Origin of the sequence: Proteus penneri, assembly GCF_022369495.1 — a bacterium.
Classification (GTDB): domain Bacteria; phylum Pseudomonadota; class Gammaproteobacteria; order Enterobacterales; family Enterobacteriaceae; genus Proteus; species Proteus penneri.
In genome coordinates this window covers 830,526-851,945 of the sequence record NZ_CP059690.1, presented here as the reverse complement: position 1 = coordinate 851,945, position 21,420 = coordinate 830,526, and the positions used below count along the sequence as shown (strand labels likewise).

General features: G+C 38.3%; 21 protein-coding genes. 12 read left to right on the top strand and 9 right to left on the bottom strand.

The annotated features are described in order from the left end of the window. The first annotated feature begins 3 nt into the window (after window positions 1-3). The 3 genes from cydC (at window position 4) to infA (ending at window position 3,008) form a co-directional block, all read left to right on the top strand. On the top strand, window positions 4-1,755 hold the full coding sequence (gene cydC, locus H1225_RS03725; RefSeq protein WP_239739467.1) for a heme ABC transporter ATP-binding protein/permease CydC: 1,752 nt from the start codon (window positions 4-6) through the stop codon (window positions 1,753-1,755). A gap of 1 nt (window position 1,756) precedes the next feature. Further along, window positions 1,757-2,449: a leucyl/phenylalanyl-tRNA--protein transferase gene (gene aat / locus H1225_RS03720; protein WP_072062817.1), complete on the top strand. Its 693-nt coding sequence runs from the start codon at window positions 1,757-1,759 to the stop codon at window positions 2,447-2,449. Between the two features lie 340 nt (window positions 2,450-2,789). After that, complete coding sequence (gene infA, locus H1225_RS03715; RefSeq protein ID WP_004244560.1) at window positions 2,790-3,008, top strand: translation initiation factor IF-1; 219 nt, start codon at window positions 2,790-2,792, stop codon at window positions 3,006-3,008. A gap of 122 nt (window positions 3,009-3,130) precedes the next feature. On the opposite strand, the gene clpA is transcribed toward infA, so the two are convergent. Beyond that, window positions 3,131-5,422 (bottom strand): ATP-dependent Clp protease ATP-binding subunit ClpA, encoded by a 2,292-nt coding sequence (gene clpA / locus H1225_RS03710; RefSeq protein WP_161671401.1) that lies wholly within the window; start codon window positions 5,420-5,422, stop codon window positions 3,131-3,133. A gap of 30 nt (window positions 5,423-5,452) precedes the next feature. Continuing rightward, window positions 5,453-5,767, bottom strand: coding sequence for an ATP-dependent Clp protease adapter ClpS (clpS, locus tag H1225_RS03705; protein WP_072062819.1), 315 nt, complete (start codon window positions 5,765-5,767; stop codon window positions 5,453-5,455). A 288-nt stretch (window positions 5,768-6,055) separates the two neighbouring features. On the opposite strand from clpS, the gene cspD reads away from it, so the two are divergent. Next, window positions 6,056-6,265, top strand: a complete 210-nt coding sequence (gene cspD, locus H1225_RS03700) for a cold shock domain-containing protein CspD (protein ID WP_006537462.1) — start codon at window positions 6,056-6,058, stop codon at window positions 6,263-6,265. A 140-nt stretch (window positions 6,266-6,405) separates the two neighbouring features. Here the strand turns inward: cspD and macB are convergent, their stop codons facing one another. The 3 genes from macB to H1225_RS03685 form a co-directional block, all read right to left on the bottom strand. Further along, window positions 6,406-8,352: a macrolide ABC transporter ATP-binding protein/permease MacB gene (macB, locus tag H1225_RS03695; RefSeq protein WP_239739465.1), complete on the bottom strand. Its 1,947-nt coding sequence runs from the start codon at window positions 8,350-8,352 to the stop codon at window positions 6,406-6,408. Then, a complete protein-coding gene (macA, locus tag H1225_RS03690) occupies window positions 8,352-9,461 on the bottom strand; it encodes a macrolide transporter subunit MacA (protein ID WP_072062823.1) in 1,110 nt (369 codons plus the stop codon). The genes macB and macA overlap by 1 nt, the downstream gene beginning before the upstream one ends. 135 nt (window positions 9,462-9,596) lie before the next feature. Beyond that, complete coding sequence (locus tag H1225_RS03685) at window positions 9,597-11,273, bottom strand: ATP-dependent nuclease (protein WP_239739463.1); 1,677 nt, start codon at window positions 11,271-11,273, stop codon at window positions 9,597-9,599. A 338-nt stretch (window positions 11,274-11,611) separates the two neighbouring features. Between H1225_RS03685 and H1225_RS03680 the strand changes: the two genes are divergently transcribed. From H1225_RS03680 to artM, 6 genes are all read left to right on the top strand, one after another. Further along, on the top strand, window positions 11,612-12,514 hold the full coding sequence (locus H1225_RS03680; protein WP_072062825.1) for a LysO family transporter: 903 nt from the start codon (window positions 11,612-11,614) through the stop codon (window positions 12,512-12,514). A 52-nt stretch (window positions 12,515-12,566) separates the two neighbouring features. Then, window positions 12,567-14,024, top strand: coding sequence for a DUF2867 domain-containing protein (locus H1225_RS03675; RefSeq protein WP_109847515.1), 1,458 nt, complete (start codon window positions 12,567-12,569; stop codon window positions 14,022-14,024). Between the two features lie 112 nt (window positions 14,025-14,136). Beyond that, window positions 14,137-14,865 (top strand): arginine ABC transporter ATP-binding protein ArtP, encoded by a 729-nt coding sequence (artP, locus tag H1225_RS03670; RefSeq protein WP_006537475.1) that lies wholly within the window; start codon window positions 14,137-14,139, stop codon window positions 14,863-14,865. Window positions 14,866-14,879: 14 nt separating this feature from the next. Further along, complete coding sequence (gene artJ, locus H1225_RS03665) at window positions 14,880-15,614, top strand: arginine ABC transporter substrate-binding protein (protein WP_006537476.1); 735 nt, start codon at window positions 14,880-14,882, stop codon at window positions 15,612-15,614. Between the two features lie 17 nt (window positions 15,615-15,631). Continuing rightward, entirely contained in the window at window positions 15,632-16,336 is a 705-nt protein-coding gene (artQ, locus tag H1225_RS03660; protein WP_006537477.1) for an arginine ABC transporter permease ArtQ, read from the top strand. Continuing rightward, window positions 16,336-17,004 (top strand): arginine ABC transporter permease ArtM, encoded by a 669-nt coding sequence (gene artM, locus H1225_RS03655; RefSeq protein ID WP_006537478.1) that lies wholly within the window; start codon window positions 16,336-16,338, stop codon window positions 17,002-17,004. The genes artQ and artM overlap by 1 nt, the downstream gene beginning before the upstream one ends. Before the next feature lie 142 nt (window positions 17,005-17,146). Here the strand turns inward: artM and rlmC are convergent, their stop codons facing one another. The 3 genes from rlmC to H1225_RS03640 form a co-directional block, all read right to left on the bottom strand. Continuing rightward, window positions 17,147-18,280 (bottom strand): 23S rRNA (uracil(747)-C(5))-methyltransferase RlmC, encoded by a 1,134-nt coding sequence (gene rlmC, locus H1225_RS03650; RefSeq protein WP_109847514.1) that lies wholly within the window; start codon window positions 18,278-18,280, stop codon window positions 17,147-17,149. A 30-nt stretch (window positions 18,281-18,310) separates the two neighbouring features. Then, a complete protein-coding gene (locus H1225_RS03645; RefSeq protein ID WP_239739461.1) occupies window positions 18,311-18,820 on the bottom strand; it encodes a type III secretion system chaperone family protein in 510 nt (169 codons plus the stop codon). 166 nt (window positions 18,821-18,986) lie between these two features. Continuing rightward, complete coding sequence (locus tag H1225_RS03640; protein WP_072062830.1) at window positions 18,987-19,289, bottom strand: YbjC family protein; 303 nt, start codon at window positions 19,287-19,289, stop codon at window positions 18,987-18,989. 171 nt (window positions 19,290-19,460) lie between these two features. Between H1225_RS03640 and H1225_RS03635 the strand changes: the two genes are divergently transcribed. Further along, window positions 19,461-19,724 carry a GrxA family glutaredoxin gene (locus tag H1225_RS03635; protein WP_036912158.1) on the top strand — a complete coding sequence of 88 codons (264 nt, stop codon included), beginning with the start codon at window positions 19,461-19,463 and terminating at the stop codon, window positions 19,722-19,724. A 253-nt stretch (window positions 19,725-19,977) separates the two neighbouring features. Here the strand turns inward: H1225_RS03635 and H1225_RS03630 are convergent, their stop codons facing one another. After that, window positions 19,978-20,403: a secondary thiamine-phosphate synthase enzyme YjbQ gene (locus H1225_RS03630; RefSeq protein WP_109847512.1), complete on the bottom strand. Its 426-nt coding sequence runs from the start codon at window positions 20,401-20,403 to the stop codon at window positions 19,978-19,980. 236 nt (window positions 20,404-20,639) lie between these two features. On the opposite strand from H1225_RS03630, the gene ybjG reads away from it, so the two are divergent. After that, complete coding sequence (ybjG, locus tag H1225_RS03625; protein WP_161727653.1) at window positions 20,640-21,251, top strand: undecaprenyl-diphosphate phosphatase; 612 nt, start codon at window positions 20,640-20,642, stop codon at window positions 21,249-21,251. Window positions 21,252-21,420: the final 169 nt, after the last annotated feature.

Sequence of the window (21,420 nt, the reverse complement as noted above, 5' to 3'; positions counted from 1 at the left end):
TTTATGAAAGTATTGCTTCCTTTTCTCGCACTCTATCGTCGCCACTGGTTTATGTTATTGCTAGGTATTGTTCTTGCTATCTTAACTTTACTGGCGAGCATTGGTCTTTTAACACTGTCAGGTTGGTTTTTAGCAGGAACATCTCTTGCGGGCTTTGCAGGGATTTATAGTTTTAACTATATGCTACCCGCCGCAGGTGTGCGAGGTGCTGCAATTTTTCGTACAGCGGGCCGTTATTTTGAAAGACTTGTTAGCCATGATGCAACGTTTCGCGTATTGTCACACCTGCGTGTATTCACCTTTAAAAAGATCCTCCCTCTTTCACCAGGTGGAATTGCACGTTTTCGTCAAGGTGAGTTACTTAACCGCTTAGTTGCTGATGTTGAAACGCTAGATCACCTTTATATTCGCGTTATTTCCCCTATTATTGCCGCTTTTGTCGTCATTATGACAATTATGTTTGGTCTTGGGTTTATCGATGCACGCCTAGCCAATACGCTAGGTGGTATTATGCTTACCTTGCTGATTGTTTTGCCTTTCATATTCTATTATGCAGGTAAACCAATTGGACGTGATCTCACCGATTTACGAGGCCAATATCGCACAGTATTAACTAGCATGTTGCAAGGACAAGCTGAATTAACTGTTTTTGGCGCATTACCTCGTTTTAGACAAAATTTGGCACAACTTGAAGCCAAATGGCTACGTAGACAAGCACAACAGGCAAACTTAACTGGCTTATCACAAGCACTAATGATCCTTGCATCAGGCCTAACAGCAACATTAATTCTATGGTTGGCGGCAGGGGGTATCGACAATAATTTTATGCCAGAAGCGTTAATTGCCTTATTTACATTCTGCGCATTAGCAGCATTTGAATCTTTAGCCCCTGTTACTGTCGCTTTCCAGCATTTAGGACAAGTAATGACGTCAGCAACACGTATTTCTCATTTAATTGAGCAAAAACCTGATGTCACTTTTCCTGAAAAAGGGGGAGAAACAGACGATCGCGCTACACTGACAATGTACAATATTTGCTTTACTTATCCCACCCAACCAATGCAAGTTATCAATCACGTTGATTTAACGATTGAAGCAGGACAACACATTGCACTGTTAGGAAAAACAGGTTGTGGTAAATCAACACTATTGCAATTAATCAACCGCGCTTTTGATCCGACTCACGGTACTATCAGCTTAAATAACTTACCTATTGCTGAGTATGATGAAGCGACATTACGTTCAATGATGTCAGTTGTCCCTCAACGCGTTCATGTCTTTAGTCACACATTAAGAGAAAATCTATTGATGGCAAAAGAACAGGCAACAGATGAAGAGCTTAAAGATGTTCTTCAGCAAGTTGGTCTTGGGCAACTACTTGAAAATGATGAAGGCTTAAACGCATGGATGGGTGATGGCGGTAGACAGCTTTCTGGCGGCGAACAGCGGCGTTTAGGACTTGCAAGAGCGCTACTCCACAATGCACCTCTTGTATTGCTTGATGAGCCAACAGAAGGCCTTGATGCCGATACAGAACAGCAGATCCTCGCACTCTTGCATCAGCATTGCCAAGGTAAAGCCGTATTAATGATCACTCACAGACTTCACGGTTTAGATAAAATGGATAAAATCTGCGTTATGGATGGCGGAAAAATCGTTGAAACAGGCACCCATGCTTCGTTGTTACAGCAACAGGGGCATTATGCTAAATTTCATCAAAGACAAGCACTATTAACTCCGACTCACGAGGCATAATATGCCGTTGTTTCAATTAGATGATAGTGATTTGGATTTTCCAGAGCCTCATTTAGCATTAAAAGAGCCTAATGGATTATTAGCGATAGGGGGAGAAATCTCCCCTTCTCGATTACGTGTTGCATATCAATCAGGGATCTTCCCTTGGTATTTTCCCTACGAAGAGCCATTATGGTGGTCACCTGATCCCAGGGCTGTTTTACCAGCAGGTGATTTGCATATTGGGCGCAGTTTACGTAAATTTATTCGTCATCATCCGTATAGAATAACGCTAAATCATGCCTTTGCTTCAGTGATAGAGGCCTGTTCTATTCGTGATGAAGGTACATGGATAGGTCCTGATATTAAAGAAGGTTATGAAGCGTTGTATCATCAAGGTGAAGCACATTCTGTTGAAGTATGGGAAGGTGATAAACTCGTAGGTGGATTATACGGAGTCAATATCGGTGCGGTTTTTTGTGGTGAATCGATGTTTAGTCGCAGAGATAATGCTTCTAAATGTGCCTTTATTGCTTTTTATAACCATTTTCTTCGTTATGGGGGTCAACTATTTGATTGTCAGGTGCTAAACTCTCATACTGCCTCGTTAGGCGCCAGTGAGATCTCGCGTGACCATTATTTAGATGCATTATCGCGCTGGAAAAAAGTGATTATTGATAAAAAGTGTTGGTATCAGCAATCGTTGGAATTATAATCACTGCTTGTTTTTGTAAAGCCCTTCTTAATTTAAGACAGAATCGAGAAGATCATTCTGTTATTTATGCAAAAAGGTTTATACAAAAATTTTATCTTGCACACCCATTATGTGGTTAGGGTGTTGCTATTTTATTGCTACAAATACCACAAAACAAAGAATTACGACTTCTGTTATTACTTTTTATTTCACAAAGTAAAACGCAAGTTGCGGTAAGGATGTTAAGTGCAATAGCAAGGTGAACACCATTGCTATCCAATAACATTCCTTTACATAGGACAATATTTTCGGCATTATCTTGCCGTTTAAAAAATATGGTTATTAAAACTTAGAGGATTAGATGGCCAAAGAAGACAACATTGAAATGCAAGGCACTGTACTGGATACTCTGCCAAACACGATGTTCCGCGTAGAATTAGAAAACGGACACGTCGTTACCGCTCATATCTCAGGAAAAATGCGTAAAAACTATATTCGTATCCTGACAGGCGACAAGGTTACCGTTGAGCTGACCCCATATGACCTGAGCAAAGGCCGTATCATCTTCCGTAGCCGTTGATCCCAATCTGTTCTCTCCCGCTATTGTCATATAACGGGTGAAAAAAACACCACAGGCAAGGCATTTATTGATGCTCACCTGTGGTGTATGTTTTTATAGCTTAGTAAGATTAACCGCTATCGTTAGATAACGGTGTCTTCATTCTTGGCCAGTTTCTCTTGGCTAACAAACTCATAATTCAATTTGCCTGCCAACTTATCTAATGTCACAGAAACTGAACCACCATTGACAAGAGAACCAAATAAAATCTCATTAGCTAATGGTTTTTTCAAGTTGTCTTGAATAACTCGCGCCATTGGCCTTGCGCCCATCGCTTTATCATAGCCTTTATCGCACAACCATTGACGAGCTTCTTGACTAACTTCTAGCGATACCCCCTTATCATCTAGCTGCACTTGTAGCTCGACAATAAATTTATCCACTACCATAGAGATAATTTCTGGTGATAATGCATTAAACCAAATAATACTATCTAAACGGTTACGAAACTCTGGTGAGAACGCTTTTTTGATTTCGACCATCGCATCAGTGCTGTTATCTTGCTCTGTAAACCCAATCGATTTACGTTGCGTTTCACGCACACCGGCATTGGTTGTCATCACTAAAATGACATTACGAAAATCGGCTTTACGACCATTGTTATCCGTTAATGTACCGTTATCCATGACTTGTAACAGGATATTGAATACATCAGGATGTGCTTTTTCAATTTCATCAAGTAACACAACGGAATATGGATTTTTAATAACGGCGTCTGTTAATAATCCACCTTGATCAAAACCAACATAACCAGGAGGCGCACCAATTAAACGACTTACCGTATGTCTTTCCATATATTCTGACATATCAAAGCGTAGTAGTTTTACATTCAACGCTTTCGCTAATTGTACAGTAACTTCTGTTTTACCTACCCCAGTTGGGCCAGCAAATAAGAATGAACCTACTGGTTTGTTATCTTGACCTAAGCCTGCTCGACTCATTTTAATGGCTTCAGTTAATGCATGAATTGCAGGATCTTGACCGAATACCAACATTTTTAATTGGTTATCAAGATTTTTCAGTATTGATTTATCACTACTAGAAACTGTTTTTTCAGGAATACGTGCAATTTTAGCAACGACTGATTCAATATCAGAAACATTGATCGTTTTTTTGCGTTTACTTGGCGCAATTAAACGTGTTTTCGCACCCGCTTCATCAATAACGTCAATGGCTTTATCTGGTAGATGCCTATCAGTGATATATTTAACCGATAAGTCCACTGCTGCCTGAATCGCTTTATTAGTATAACGGACTTCATGGTGCGCTTCGTATTTCTGGCGCAATCCTTTAATGATCAAAACCGTCTCATCTGGAGATGGCTCAGTGACATCAATTTTTTGGAAACGACGCGCAAGCGCTCTGTCTTTTTCAAAAATATTACTAAATTCTTGATAAGTCGTAGAACCTATAACGCGAATCCGACCACCAGATAACAATGGCTTAATTAAGTTTGCCGCATCAACTTGTCCCCCCGATGCTGCTCCTGCACCAATAATGGTGTGGATCTCATCAATAAATAAGATGCTTTTTTCATCTTTTTCGAGGGTTTTCAGTAACGCTTTAAAGCGTTTTTCGAAATCACCACGATATTTGGTTCCCGCTAATAGCGAACCAATATCTAGTGAGTAAATAGTGTAGCCCTTCATAACGTCAGGAACATCATCTTGCTCAATACGCCATGCAAGCCCTTCTGCAATTGCCGTTTTACCGACGCCTGATTCGCCCACTAATAGCGGGTTATTTTTTCGACGACGACATAATACTTGAATAGTTCGTTCTAATTCAGCTTGACGCCCAATCAGAGGATCTATTTTACCTTGGCGCGCTAACTGATTAAGGTTAGTAGTAAAATTATCCATATGATCGTCACCTTGAGGCATCTCTTGCTGAGATTGTGCGTTCATATCATTCATGTCAGAAAGATCTTCGTTTTGTTGATCTTCTTTTGCAATACCATGAGAAATAAAATTCACGACATCAAGGCGACTAACGTCATGTTTACGTAATAAGTAAGCTGCGTGAGATTCTTGTTCACTAAAAATAGCCACCAGCACATTAGCACCAGAGACTTCATTTTTACCTGATGATTGAACATGAAAAACAGCACGCTGTAATACACGCTGAAAACTCAGCGTTGGCTGTGTTTCTCTGTCTACATTTTCAGGCAAAATAGGGGTTGTTTTACGAATAAAAACTTCAAGTTCTTCGCGTAAGACTGACAGATCGACTTTACAAGCTTCCAATGCTTCGCGTGCCGATTTATTACTTAATAGCGCCAACAACAGGTGCTCTACAGTCATAAATTCGTGTCTGTTATCACGGGCTTTCGCGAATGCAACATTAAGACTCAGCTCTAATTCGTGATTAAGCATAAGCACCTCCTCCTTAAAAAACTAACCGGATCATGCCTGTTCAAGAGTGCACAAAAGTGGGTATTCATTTTCTCTCGCATACAGATTAACTTGAGCCACTTTTGTTTCGGCAATATCCGCACTATAAACCCCACAAACTCCTTTCCCTTTATGATGAACGTCCAACATAATTTGCGTTGCTTTTTCCTCGCTAAGGAAAAAATACATCGTAAGCACTTCTACAACAAAATCCATGGGGGTGTAATCATCATTATTCAAGATCACCTTATACATGGATGGTGGCTCATTTTTCTGATGAACATCTTCCCCTAACGTGGTTTCTGTTAAAAAATCAAACTGACCCATTGTTTTGCATTACTCATAGTTTTGTTAAACGTCATTTTCAATTATGACATTTAGTTTACCATCTCACAGGAAAGTCTGCCTATCAACGCTTTTTTATTCCTTCTTTTTGCATTCAAAAAATTACAAAGCGTTAGCTACATCAAAATTTCGCCTTATCGAAACACTTTCTATCCCTTCCACCTCTTGACGACTGAAACAATAAAATAGAGTATGTTTTATGAACAGCTCAGTAAATATACTGAAAGTGATGTTAAACAAATAAATACAAGTATATGAGAGAAGCTAAGTATGGAGACAGGTACAGTAAAGTGGTTCAATAACGCTAAGGGCTTTGGTTTCATTACCCCTGAAAAAGGTGGCGAGGATATTTTTGCCCACTATTCAACAATTAGAATGGAAGGCTACCGCACACTTAAAGCGGGGCAGAAAGTTAATTATAGCACGATAAAAGGGCCTAAAGGTGACCATGCTGACCTTATCATTCCTATTGTCGAATAGAAGATAATTTACAGTATAGATAAACCCAATAAAAAATACCTTTTACTCATAATAGTTGGGTATTTTTAGTTAAACAGAATACCTAATTCATTCAAATAAAAGCCCTTTATATTTTAAGGGCTTTTATCTTATGGTTTGAGTTATTCTCTCGCAAGGGCATCTATTGGATTCATTTTTGCTGCATTTCTTGCAGGTAAAAATCCAAAAATAATTCCAATAGCAGTCGAACAAATAAAAGCACTCACTAATGCAATGGGCTGAAAGACGAAATGCCAATCAGGCAACATAGCACTTGCAATCATGACAATACCAAATGACAGGCCTATTCCCAGTAATCCGCCTACTAGACAAACCAATACAGATTCTATAAGGAATTGTTGCATCACATCACTAGCTCTGGCACCAACCGCCATTCTAATACCAATTTCTCGCGTTCTTTCAGTCACTGAAACCAGCATAATATTCATTACACCAATCCCCCCCACGACCAATGAAATAACAGCCACTAAAGTGAGAAACAGTTGCATTGTTTGAGTGGTACTTTCAGCAGCCTTAATAAAACTATCAAGGTTATAAGTGAAAATATCTTTTTTACCATGCCTAATCGTTAATAAACGGAGAATTTGTTGTTCTGCAACGCTGGCATCATAACCTTCAATTGCCCTTACTGTAATACTATCAAGATAACTTCGATTCAAAATGCGGCTATTTAGAGTACTGTAAGGCACCCAAACACGTAATGACTGTCCATTGCCAAAAGCCGATTTTTTCTCAGCAATGACACCAACAATCGTAGAGGGAATATTACGAATAATGATTTGCTCACCAATAACCTCTTTTTTATGAGGAAAGAATCGCTGACGGGTATTTTCATCAATAACAACAACTTGGGCTTGTCGCTGGATCATATCAGGTGTAAATGAGCGACCTTGTGAAAACGTCATCGCATACACAGTGAAATAATCATCACTAACTCCCGCAACAGATGCTGGCGAATCTTGGTTTCCACGACGTAATCGCGTACTAAATTGCACTTGTGGTGTAACCGCTTGCACATAAGATTGCTGTTTTAAAGCAAAAACATCTTGTAGCGTTAATGATTGCCTATCTTCTGGTGAGTCGCTCCCGAAATCTTTCCCGGGATAGATATCAATCGTATTAGAACCAATCGCTTTTATATCAGCCAGCACCATGCTTTTAGCTGCATCACCAATGACAATAATCGTGACGACAGAGGCTATGCCAATAATAATGCCGAGCATCGTTAGCAAAGTGCGTACTTTATTCACAACCATGGCACGCCAGGCCATATCTAATGCTTGTGTAAAACGCCCGAATATTTGCCCGAAATAAGGAGATGGTAAAACAGCTGTTGTCTCTTTTTTAACTTTATTTACTGTTATTTGATGGCAGTTATCATTAATGATTTCACCATCTTTTATTTCTATAATTCTTTCAGCTTGTGCCGCAATTAAAGGATCATGCGTTACGATAATAACTGTATGCCCTTGTTCATTTAATTGCTTCAAAATAGCCATTACTTCTTTACCAGAATGACTGTCTAATGCACCAGTAGGCTCATCAGCAAGAATGACCTCGCCACCATTCATCAACGCTCTCGCAATACTTACACGTTGTTGCTGGCCACCAGAAAGTTGATTAGGTCGATAATCAATACGCTCACCTAATCCTAAACGAGTTAATAATTCACGTGCTCTTTCTTTACGTTGAGTGGCATTTTTATCTGCATAGATGGCTGGAATTTCAACATTCTGTTCTGCACTTAAATGAGACATTAAATGATAGCGCTGGAAGATAAAACCAAAATGTTCACGACGTAATGCAGCAAGTTGATCGCCATCCATTTTCGCAACACTTTGGCCAGCAACTTTATATTCACCGCTATTGGGTTTATCTAAACAGCCTAAAATATTCATTAAAGTTGATTTACCGGAACCAGAAGCGCCAATAATCGCCACCATTTCGCCAGCATTAATCGTTAATGAGATTTTATTGAGAACAACGGTTTCTTCTTCACCATTGTTATATATGCGACTAACCTCATTGAGTTCTAATAATGCCGGCATTATGCTTCTCCTGAAGTTTCACCCAGAATAACCTCATCGTTTTCTTTTAATCCGCTGAGAACTTCGGCATAAACATCAGTACGCATACCTATTTTTACTGTGCGTTTTTCTGGCTGACCATTAACCAATACATCAACATAATATTCATTAATGCCTACATTATCACCTAACACAGAAAGCGGAACGAGAAGCACATTTTTCTTATTTTCGATAAGAATTTTAACTTGAGCAGTCATTTGCAGCCGTAATAAATGCTGTTCATTAGGTACTTCAAAACGAGCATAGTAGAAAATAGCATCATTAATTTTTTCAGGGGTCGGCAAAATATCTTTCAACTTACCACTGAAGGCTTTATCTGGTGCACCTAACACTGTAAAAGAGGCACTAAGATCGGGTTTTAAATAGATAACATCCGCTTCAGAAACTTCCGCTTTTACCAGCATCGTATCTAAATCGGCTAAGGTTAAAATCGTTGGGGCCTCTTGTGCGGCAATGACGGTTTGGCCTTCAAGCGTTTTAATAAACGTCACTATGCCATCCATAGGCGCAGTGATACGTGTATATTGCAGATTCGTTTTTGCTGTATCTAACGTAGCTTGGTTCTTTTTAATTTGTGCTTGATAAGTGATGATACGTGCTTTTTTTACTTCAACATCGGTTTTAGTGCGATCAAGTTCATCTTGCGCAATAGCATGAGTACCAATCAGCTTTAATTGACGTTGATATGTAAGTTGCGCTAAACGTAATTCGGCCTGTGCCTGCTGAAGGTTTGCTCTAAGCTCATTGTTGGTTTCCTGCGATTCAGTGACGTCATTTTGCGCTTTCTTAGGATCAATAATCGCTAACAAGTCCCCCTTTTTAACCGCATCGCCTTCTTTCACAAACAAAGTTTGTAATTGACCACTGACTTGCGCACCCACATCAACTTTACGCACAGCATCAAGCTTCCCTGTTGCGGTCACTTCTTTTGACAAATCACCTCGTGTGATCTGTTGCGTTTGATATATCGGTGCCTTCTCTTTAGGCCAAAAAAAGTATGTCGCAATTGCTGCAAAAATTAAAATAAGGGTGAGTATTCTCCCTCGCTTTTTTAAAGATAAAAAAGCCATGTTTTTTCCTTTTTAAACATAAAGATCTAATAAATAACACAACGCTTTAGCTATGAGCTTTTATTCTCATAGCTAAATAAAATAAGTGTAGATCTCGTGAATTTATCTTACTGACACAAGTGTAATGAATCCGAACTAATTCGCCTTACCTCTTGCAAGCCATGCAACACGAGAAAACATACTTTTTAGTATGGAAGGGATGGAATCTATTCCGCGTTGAGCTGCATTGTTAGCCACCGTTAGTGCAAGATCTGGCTTTGATGAACGTTGAATAGCTTTAATAATCACTCGACGAGTCGGCCATTTTTCATTATCTGGCACACCGGCTACATCATGATATACATTACGAAAGCCTTCTTTGTATAAAAAGTGTTCCATATCTAATGCCGGGAGCTTCGTTAATCTATCACGCTCTGCGTCATTGCTTTTTAACGCAAAATCCTTAACTGTAGCGGCATATTTCTTACCCGCTTCATCACCATCCACTAAGGTATGCCATTCTATACCCATATAGGTTGCGTACTTTAATAATGGCTTAAGTCCACATTGAGCAAATTCAATGACTTTTATTCCTTCTGCTTCAAAGAAATAATTACATTGCCTTGCTAATTCGTTCATTAACCAAATCTCTGTTTCGCCTTCAACCAATAACCAACAACGCGCAAATAACGCAGAGGGTCGGTTATAACGAATATGAAAGGAGATACGTCGCTCTTCATCAGAATGTAGTTGCTGCTCCCCAACACGATAAGCAGCAACTTTATCGGTATCACGCACTAAACGACACACGCTCTCTAATGGTGCAAGTGACAATAATTCACCTGAATTTGTGGTTGTGATCCGTTGTAATGAGAAAAGATTGAGTAATCCCCAAGCCACCGAAAGCATAATAGGATGTAAACGCGTTTCTGGATTTTCAACAATTACAATAGGCCTTGCATAAGGATCTAACGCAGCACTACCACGAGATTGTAAGATAGAAGAGAACATCCCCAAGATAATTAATCGAATACTTCTTTGATTGGGTTTGGCCAGCACTTTATTAATATTTTCTAAAGCGTGCCAACCACGTACATGAGGCTCGTTAACCTTGCGATGGCGAGGGCGAGATTTAAACAACAACGAACCGTGATCTGCAAAATAGTGCCCTAACAGTTGTTGCATTGCATCGAGGCCTTCACGTAAATCATCATCTGACAACTCGTCAGGATTTTTGACTAACGCTTTGGTTAACTCACTCATTTTATTATTAAACGCTTCTCGGTGAGGATTATTATGAGGATCGAGAACGTCAGAGGCAAGATCACGAACAAAACGCGCATCTTGTAAGCGAAGAACAGGATAAAGCCTAACTATCTCTGCAATGATTTCTTGAGTTTGTCCATTAGGTAAGCGAATTTGCTTTCCTTCTTTATCCAGAAAATAGCGAAATGTTTTTACATTCTTTTGTTCATCTAATTCAGCGCTGATACGGTAATAGATATGTTTTAGTTCATCACCATTTGCAACCCATACAGGCGCTATTTTATGGAAACGATAAGAACGATGTCGTCCAGGGCGTGATTCAGTAAATGTCAGAATAATTTGTAGACTTTTTTTACTGTTTTCTTCCGACTCATTCGGCAAACGATGGAAATCCTCGGGTGTAAATGCATATTGATAGGTTTCAATACCCAAGCTGAGTGTTAACGCATCAAGTAATGAGCTTTTACCCCACGCATTTTCACCCACTAAGACTGTATTCATATCAAGAGGTAATGAAAGACGATTAAGTCCACGGAATCCAACAATTTCCACTCTTTCTAAATACATAAATGCCCTCGTTAGTTACGACTAAGCTATGTTTTTTTATTCTTTCTATCTTAATTTTATGCTTAATCTGCCAATAATTTCACTTAATGAATATTTTCATTAAATCACAGTTAAAGAGTGTCGTAATAAAATTTACTCAACTATTCGATATATACCCAAATCGTTCGCTTTTCAAACAATTAAAGCCACTTATCGGTAAACATGTTAGGCTCATGGCTTCAATAAAAATTTTAGATTTATCTCAGCTTCTGTATCCACAACAACATAAGTAAATGTTATAATACAGACAGCGTTATTAATTTATTTTATAATTTGAGTGCACTCAGTAAGGAATAGAAATGTTATCAGGGTTATTGATTATCCTACTGCCACTTTTTGTAGGGTATTTGATTAAGTTAAACAATCGCCCATTACTTCATCTGGCAAATCGCCTACTTAGTGCGATGGTTTACGTTATCCTATTTCTAATGGGCGTCAGTTTAGCCATGTTAGATAATATTGGTGAAAATTTAGTCTCTATTCTTGCTTATGCCAGCGTTTTCTTTTTATGTACCTTTGGTGCAAATTTACTATTTTTATGGCTATTGGATAAAAAAGATCCTTGGCATGTCCCTGCACATAAGCAATCTAAGCCCCCATCACGCATAAAAATGGTACTTGAATCACTACAATTATGCGGTGTCGTTGTTGTCGGTTTTTTTGTTGGCTTAACGGGCTGGTCAATCTTTCATTATGCATCTCATGCTAGCCAAGGTGCGCTTATCTTCTTGCTGTGGTTAGTCGGATTACAATTACGTAATAGCGGAATGAGCCCAAAACAAATTTTAATTAATCGCCGAGGAACAACCGTTGCTGTTGTCATGGGGGTGAGTGCGCTTGCAGGTGGTGCTTTAGCTGCTTATTTACTAGGGTTGCCGATGAAAATGGGATTAGCCATTGCATCTGGATATGGTTGGTACTCTTTATCTGGGATTGTACTTACCGATGCATTTGGTCCTGTTATTGGTAGTACTGCATTTTTCAATGATTTAATGCGTGAATTAGCGGCAATTATGCTTATTCCTATCATTGTTAATCGATATAGAAACACGGCATTAGGGATTTGTGGTTCAACTTCCATGGACTTTACTTTACCTGTTTTACAAAGAAGCGGCGGTGTTGCCATCGTTCCTGCGGCTATTGTGCATGGATTTGTTTTAAGTTTAATCACACCAATCTTAATGGCGTTCTTTACTTCATAGAAAAATCAGTAACAATAGAACGATAACGTTCTCTTTTTACAATGGATTAACCATGAATCAACAGCGTGTATTAGTACTTGGTGCAAGTGGGCATATTGGTCAAAATCTTATTCCAGCTTTGATAGAGCAAGGTCATCAGGTCACTGCAGGTGCCCGTCGAGTAGACTGGATGATGTCTCAAGGTTGGGAAAATACACGCTGTATCTTTGTCGATTTATATGATCCTGAAACCTTAACCAAAGTCATGCATGATACTGATATTGTTTATTACCTTGTTCATAGCATGAGCGATGCACATAATTTAATTGAGCAAGAGCGTAAAGCGGCAATCAATGTTGTGGAAGCATTAGAAGGCAGTAATGTTAAACAAATTATCTTCTTAAGTGCGTTACAACATAAAGACCAACAATATTCACCTCATCTTATTGCCCGAAAACTAACAGGAGAAGTGTTAAGAACCAGCACTATTCCCGTGACCGAAATTCGCACCTCAATGATTGTCGGACCAGGCTCTGCTGCCTTTGAGATTATGCGTGATATGGTTTACAACCTCCCTATTCTTACACCACCACGTTGGGTTCGTTCTAAATCTTCCCCTATTGCGCTCAAAAATTTAATTCACTATTTAACTGAAATTATTCATCATCCCACTCATCAACACCGTATTTTTGATGCCGGTGGTCCTGAATATATTAGCTATCAAACCCTTTTTGAGCGTTTTATTAAAATCTCAGGTAAAAAACGCGTATTAATCCCGCTACCGATGCCCGGCAGTCTTATTTCTGCCGGCTTTATCAGTATGATCACTTCTGTGCCAACCTCTATTGCCAAAGAGCTGATCCAAGGGCTTAAATACGATCTCCCAGCCAATGATGAACCATTACGTAAACTTATTCCTCAAACCCTAATTAAATTTGATGATGCAGTAAAAGAAACACTCGCTGATGAAGCAGCAGCTTTAGATAACAAAGATTGGGGTTACTCTCCTGCTGTTCGTAGTCGTTGGAAACCTGGCTATGGCTATTACCCTAAAAATGCAGGTTATACAGTATCCACACCAGCAAGCGCAGCATCGCTTTGGCATACAGTGCAACAAATCGGCGGAAAACAAGGCTATTTTTATGGTAATGCGTTATGGAAAATACGCGCCATTATGGATGATATCGCTGGAAATAAAGTTACTTACGGACGCCCTTCTAGAGAAACATTAGTGCTTGGCGATATGATTGATGGTTGGCGAGTGATCAAACTTGAGCCTGAAAAACAGCTCACACTATTATTTGGAATGAAAGCGCCCGGTTTAGGTAGACTTTCTTTCACAATCCACGACAGTGGTAATCTTCGTTCAATAGATGTTCGTGCTTGGTGGCACCCAGCAGGATTTAGTGGATTACTTTATTGGTTCGCGATGATGCCCGCGCACTTATTTATTTTCAAAGGTATGGCTAAAACAATAAGTATTAACGCTTATAAACTGGATAAAAATTCATCTAACGGTGAGAAAAAATAGCTAAACTACCCATTTTTATATAAAGAAACCACTTTATTATGCAGTTTTAGTTGCATAATTATTCTTACCGTTTTATTATTTGAAACAGTTGATGACTATTCAAAAAAAACGCATGAGTATTCAATTAAAAAACATAAATTGTTTCTACGGTTCGCACCAAGCGCTCTATGACATTAATCTAGAATGCTCTGCCGGTGAAACAATGGTTCTATTAGGACCAAGTGGTGCGGGTAAGAGCTCACTAATGAGAGTTCTCAATTTATTAGAAATGCCACGTTCAGGCGAATTAGAGATTGCTGGTCTGCATTTTGACTTTAGCCAACAGCCTAATGCAAAGGCAATTCGCTTATTACGCCAAAATGTGGGTATGGTATTTCAACAATACAATTTATGGCCACATTTAACGGTTCTTGATAATTTAATTGAAGCACCTTGTCGTGTATTAGGTTTATCAAAACCACAAGCCAAAGAAAAAGCAATGAAATTACTTGAGCGTTTACGTTTAAGTGATTATGCAGGGCGTTTTCCTCTACATTTATCTGGAGGACAACAACAACGTGTTGCTATTGCAAGAGCATTAATGATGGAGCCTCAAGTTCTCTTATTTGATGAACCAACGGCAGCATTAGATCCTGAAATTACAGCTCAAGTTGTTGATATCATTAAAGAGCTTTCTGAAACGGGTATTACACAAGTTATTGTGACCCACGAAGTTGAAATTGCACGCAAAGCCGCGAGCAAAGTTGTATATATGGAAAACGGCCGTATTATAGAGCAAGGTGATAACTATCGTTTCACTGCTCCACAAACGGAAGCTTTTGCTAATTACTTGTCACACTAAATCAGGATCAGACAATGAAAAAAATATTATTTGCAGCACTTCTGACCAGTATTACACTTTCTGCAACTGCGGCTGAGAAAGAGACAATTCGTTTTGCAACTGAAGCAACGTATCCGCCATTTGAAATGATTGATGCGAATAATCAAATTGTGGGATTTGATGTTGATTTAGCCAATGCGATGTGTGCAAAAATTAATGCTGACTGTACCTTTACCAATCAGTCATTTGATAGTTTAATTCCGAGCCTGAAATTCCGTCGTTTTGAAGCGTTAATGGCGGGTATTGATATTACGCCAGAGCGTCAAAAACAAGTTGATTTCACTGATTCTTACTATGATAACTCTGCCGTATTTATTACAGTAAAAGGTAAAATTTCTGATGTTGCGAACTTAAAAGGCAAACAAATTGGTGTCCAGAATGGGACAACCCATCAGAAATTCATCAATGAACAACACAAAGAGATGAAAACTGTTCCTTATGACAGTTATCAAAATGCAGTATTAGATCTTAAAAATGGTCGTATCGAGGCTATCTTTGGTGACACAGCTGTTGTTAATGAATGGCTGAAAAAGAATCCTGAATTAGGTATTGTAGGCGACAAAGTTGCAGATCCTAACTACTTTGGTACAGGCCTTGCGATCGCAGTAAGAAAAGGTAATGCTGATTTACAAGATAAATTAAACAAAGCATTAGCTGAAGTAAAAGCTGATGGCACCTATGATGTCATTTATAAAAAATGGTTTGAATAACAATAATAGCTTAATAAATGAATGAAATAACAACTCTAGCAGGTGCGGCCGTCACAACGGTCACACTTGCTATTTCTGCTCTTATCATCGGGTTAGTTCTAGCCATGCTGTTTACAGCTTGGGAATCCGCGAGATGGAAAGCCTTTGCTTTCTTAGGAACATGTTGGGTAACACTAATTAGAGGACTACCAGAAATGCTGGTGGTTCTTTTTGTCTATTATGGCACCTTGCAAGGTGTCATGATGTTAATGGATGGAATTGATCTTGGTGCTTTCACCTTACAAATTGATTTTGGTGATACTGAATCATTGCCTTTCTATTGCGGTGTTATCGCCCTTTCACTTCTTTATGCGTCTTATGCCTCCCAAACTTTACGTGGTGCATTAAAAGCAGTACCTACAGGACAATGGGAAGCTGGCCAAGCCTTAGGCATGGGCCGTATTACTATTTTCTTCCGCTTTATCATGCCTCAAATGTGGCGTCACGCTTTACCGGGTTTAGGTAATCAGTGGTTAGTTCTATTAAAAGATACGGCTTTAGTCTCATTAATCAGCGTTAATGATTTAATGTTACAAACACAAAGTATCGCTAACCGAACTCAAGAGCCTTTTACTTGGTATAGCATTGTTGCATTAATTTATTTGGCAATTACGTTGGTCAGTCAATATATCCTGAAATGGTTAGAAATGAGAACGACCCGATTTGAACGGAGTGCCTCATAATGTGGGATTATATTGTTGATATTTTACCGGGATTACCAACTAGCCTTTCTTTAACATTTGTGGCTCTATTGGTTGCATTTACTCTCTCGGTTTTAATGACTTTTGTTTTGGCATTAAAAACACCGGTTATTAGCCAAATAGTAAAAGCCTATATTACCTTATTTACTGGTACGCCTTTATTAGTACAGTTCTTCTTAATCTATTATGGCCCTGGGCAATTTCCTGTGTTGAAAAACTTCCCAACAATGTGGGAGTTATTATCAACACCTTGGTTTTGTGCCATGGTCACATTAGCATTAAACAGTGCGGCTTATTCAACTTTACTTTTCTATGGTGCGGTAAGAGCAATTCCATCAGGACAGTGGCAATCCTGTCAAGCGTTAGGAATGTCACCCGTACAAACAGCAAGAGTGATATTACCTTACGCATTTAAGCGTGCGCTTTCATCCTATTCAAACGAAGTGGTCTTAATATTCAAAAGTACCTCACTTGCCAGTACTATCACTTTACTTGAATTAACTGGTTATAGCCGACAAGTTTTTGGTCAAAGTTATGATGTGATGGTTTTTGTTGCAGCAGGCATTATTTATCTATGTATCAACGGAATACTGACACTCTTAATGAGATTGATTGAGAAGAAAGCCTTAGAGTTTGAGCATCGTAATTAAAAGCGCGTAAGCCGACTTGTCAATATAAAAACACCCCAGCAGTTTGAACTCCCCCCAAAAGTTGGACACCAACTTTGGGGTGTTTTTTTATGTCTGAATAAATAATGTATTAACGCTGATCTGTTATTTTTTAATAACTATCTTAGCTATCTTTTAATACCAATAATGTAAGGACTTCATAGTGAGAAGTATGAGGAAACATATCAAACAATTGCACTCTATCTATCTGATAGTGTGTAAGTTGCTGAATATCTTTAGCCATGGTTTGAGCATTGCAGCTAGAGTACAAAATAAAGCGAGGTTTCATTGTATTTAAATAGCCACACAGTGCCTCTCCGATCCCTCGTCTTGGCGGATTAACAAGCACTAATTCAGGTACTGACTCTTTAGTTAATGCATATCCTGTTGAATCTAATGCTTGAAACTCAACATGCTCTAATCCTAATTCTTGAGCCGATAAACGTGCACATTCAATCGCTTCTGGACTAATTTCAATCCCTGTTAATTGAGTTGATTTATCTGCACAATGCAACCCAAACCCCCCTGTTCCACAAAACATATCCCACAAATGTGTGATATTTAATTCTCTCACCCAACGACCTGCCGTAGCATAAAGTGATGAAGCAACCTCTGGATTAGTTTGAAAAAAACCTCTAGGGCGAATATGTAATGGAATTTGATTAAAAGATTCATCCAAAAACGTTTTTTCAGTCAGAATAGTTTCTTTTTCACCTTCAAGAATAGCCATATGAATAGGTTGAATATTCACAGAGATAACAGCTAATTGAGGCAATTGTGCTTGTAACCAAGGAAGTGCTTTGCGAAGCTGTTCTAGTTTTTTTTCTGAGCGCAAAACAAAGCGTAACATCATCGTGCCATTGCTTCTGCTTTCGGTTAATAAGATAAACTTAAGTTCGCCACGACGACGCTCAATATCGTAAGGTACTAATCCTGCTCTCGCTATAAATGTTTTTAAAATCGAAAAGATCGGTGCAAAAGAGTCAGGATAAAGAGGACATTCGCATAAATCGACAGCCACTCCCTCTCGTGTTTTTAGACCTAATACTGGTTTTTCAACACTGCCACTGACTACCATTTTTGCTTTATTACGAAACTGTGCTTGCTGGCTTTCAACAGGCGTTAATTTATCAAAAGCATAATCTTCAGGTAGCAATGATAATAAACTGTGCTGTTTTTTCTTGATTTGTTCAGAATAAGCAAGAGAAAGCCATTCACAAGAATGACAATCACCCGCACTAAATCGTGCGCATTGCATAAGATTTTGTGACCGTTATGGAGATTAATATTAATGTACAGTATAGGAGGAGTCAGTTGATGCGCTAGTTATCACAACATCTTCTTCATCTTCATTTTCACTTTCTTGCTTTTCGCCATACAAGAAACCGTTATTAAAAATTTCGCTGATAACTTCAGCAGATTGCTCTTCTGCTTTTTGTAAGAACAGGTCAAATTGATTAAGTGAGATACCTGCAGCAACCGGAAATGATTGGCAAAAAACTAATTTTGGTAAGTTCTCGTCACTAATTTCTAGAAATGTTTTAATAAATAAAGAACTTGCATTAATTTGGCTTAAATTTGCCATTAATGGCACTATTGCTGACGGTTTTAGCTCAGCGATAGCGGTAAATACAAGCACATCTTCAAGAATATCAATTTTGGCATCAAAAATACCACTGATATATTGAAGATGCGGTAAATGTAACGCCTGACAAGAGTCACATTCATAATAAGCGATCTGTAATTCATCAAGCCAAGACTTTAGCTGATCCAGATCGGTAGTCACAACAGCGTTCATTCAAATAACCTTTACGCGCAAAAAAAAGAGTGCCTTTTGGCATTGGTGCTATTTTGCCACTTTTTCTATCTTGAAGGCACTAATAAATAAAAAAACTAAGAAAATTAAGCCAATTTACACATTGTATTTTCTTAGTTTCAAATACATTTTGAGGAAAAACAGATAGCTACTTATTGTTATTCTCTTTTTTCTGTTTACTCTTTGTGGATTGATGGTCAATCCCTAAAAAAGTTAATCGATAAATAGCACGCCATACTATATGAATAGCTGGCGGGATCATGCAGATAACCCCTAAAACAACTAGCGTTAATTGTCCTGTATATGTTCCTAGCCACTGCGGAGAGGTCATATATTGATTGATATAAAGATAAGCAACCACCAATAAAATGATCCCTATTATTTCAATGATAATAATGGGTTTTGGCATATCTGACAGTGATTTCATATCTCGATTTGAAGGCTTTTCCATCATTTCTCCGCTAAATGCAGTGTTGCAGTCCTATCTCATTATTCAGCAAATTGGTATAATTTATCACACTAAAAGGCAATAACTGTTTTTGTTTAGCCTAATAAAAAGGCATAGTAACAACCAAGAGAAACTATTATGCCTGAATTTTATTTCCTCAATAAGGAGTGTCGTATGTTTGTTGTCATTTTTGGTCGCCCTGGTTGCCCATATTGTGTTCGTGCAAAACAACTGGCTGAAACTTTATCTGAAAAACGTGACGATTTCGATTTCCGTTATGTTGATATTCAAGCAGAAGGAATTACAAAAGCTGATTTATCTAAAACTGTCGGTAAACCAGTTGAAACTGTGCCACAAATTTTTATTGATGAGAAACACATTGGTGGTTGCACAGATTTTGAAGCTTATGCTAAAGAAAATTTAGGCATCTATAATTAATTCAAAAGCGCTAAAACAGATTATTTATCAATATGTTTTAGCGCTTTCTTTTTTTGTATCACCCATTTTTTCATTATCTTCCCACTCTTTCTAAAAAAAAATTCTATTTTTTTTCATTAGCCAGCGAACTTTCTTTCTAACTCGTAGTCTGAATTAGTGCCACTGCTTTTCTTTGATGTCCCCAAATATTGAGGAGCCCGATAGTTTCAACCCTTTTGGTGAAATAACTGTCGGGTTTTTTATTGCTTGATATTTAGTGACGCTCACCTTGCAATGTCACAATAATGCGACGATCCCCTCCGTGATTACGATGTTCACCAAGATAAACCCCCTGCCAAGTTCCTAAATTCAACTCACCTTGACTAATAGGGATCGTGACACTTTGCCCAAGTAAGCTACTTTTTATATGAGCTGGCATATCATCACTACCTTCATAAGTGTGAAGATAGTAATCTTCATTCTCTTTCACACTTTGATTAAAGAAGCTTTCAAAGTCACTTCGTACTGTCGGGTCGGCATTTTCATTAATCGTTAATGAAGCCGATGTATGTTGAATAAAAAAATGAGCTATTCCAATTTTATATTGTCTTAGTTCGGGTAATTCTTGAATCAATGCCTGTGTAATTAAGTGGAACCCTCTCGGCCTTGCCTTGAGTATGATGTTTTTTTGGAGCCACATTTTATACCTCGTTGATAATAAGAAAAAAGAACAATGTGAGAGCAATACCATAAGTGAAATACTCTTTTTAAGAGTGCTTTAGTTCAGTTAAATCTAAAACTGACAATTCTTTTAAAAAAGCACAATTAAATAAGAAAAAAACACTTTACCCTTATTACTCCCTCATTTACCCTTAAAAACTTGCGTATTATGTATCATAAACATCGCTTATCAGCACGACATGTATGGAGCCTACTTTGCTGGAACAATTTAATTTAGCCGTATTTTCAATAATGAATGCAACACCTGCGGCATCTCCTTTAGAAATCGGTACGGCGATAGTTATTGCTAAGTACCTTGTCTATCTTTTTCCATTATCCTTAGTGTTCTATTGGTTATGGGGTAATGAAAAACATCTTAACCAGCAAAGAGCATTAGTATGTAAAGCTGCTGTCTCTTTGGGTATCGCACTTTCTATCTCTTGGATGATTGGTGCTATTGCTCCTCATGACCGTCCTTTTGCCTCCAACATTGGCTACAACTTTCTTGATCACGATGCAACACCATCATTCCCAAGTAACCATGGTACGTTTGTTTTCACCATTGCTTTAGCTTACCTGTTTTGGCATAACAGTAAACGTATTGGTTATATCATGCTAGGTTTAGGACTAGCGATTGCTTGGGCACGTATCTACCTTGGTGTGCATTGGCCAATCGATATGATTGGTGCATTTATTGTTGCTCTACTTTCTTGTGGCCTTTGTCAGATCTTCTGGTCTAAAGGCGGTAAAATACTCCAAAAATGGGTACAACAGCTCTATCAACTCTGTTTTGCTTATCCTATTCGTAAAGGTTGGACAAAGGCCTAACCTTTCTAATTTCGAAAAGGCCACATTTATGTGGTCTTTTTTATATTTAACTTAAGCCCCCTTCAATATATTAATATATAAATAAAAATATTCTCTACTATTATATTAATCGTCCAAAATTAAATGTGTTGTTATTTTAATCAAATTTAAACTTTTATATTCGTTATAT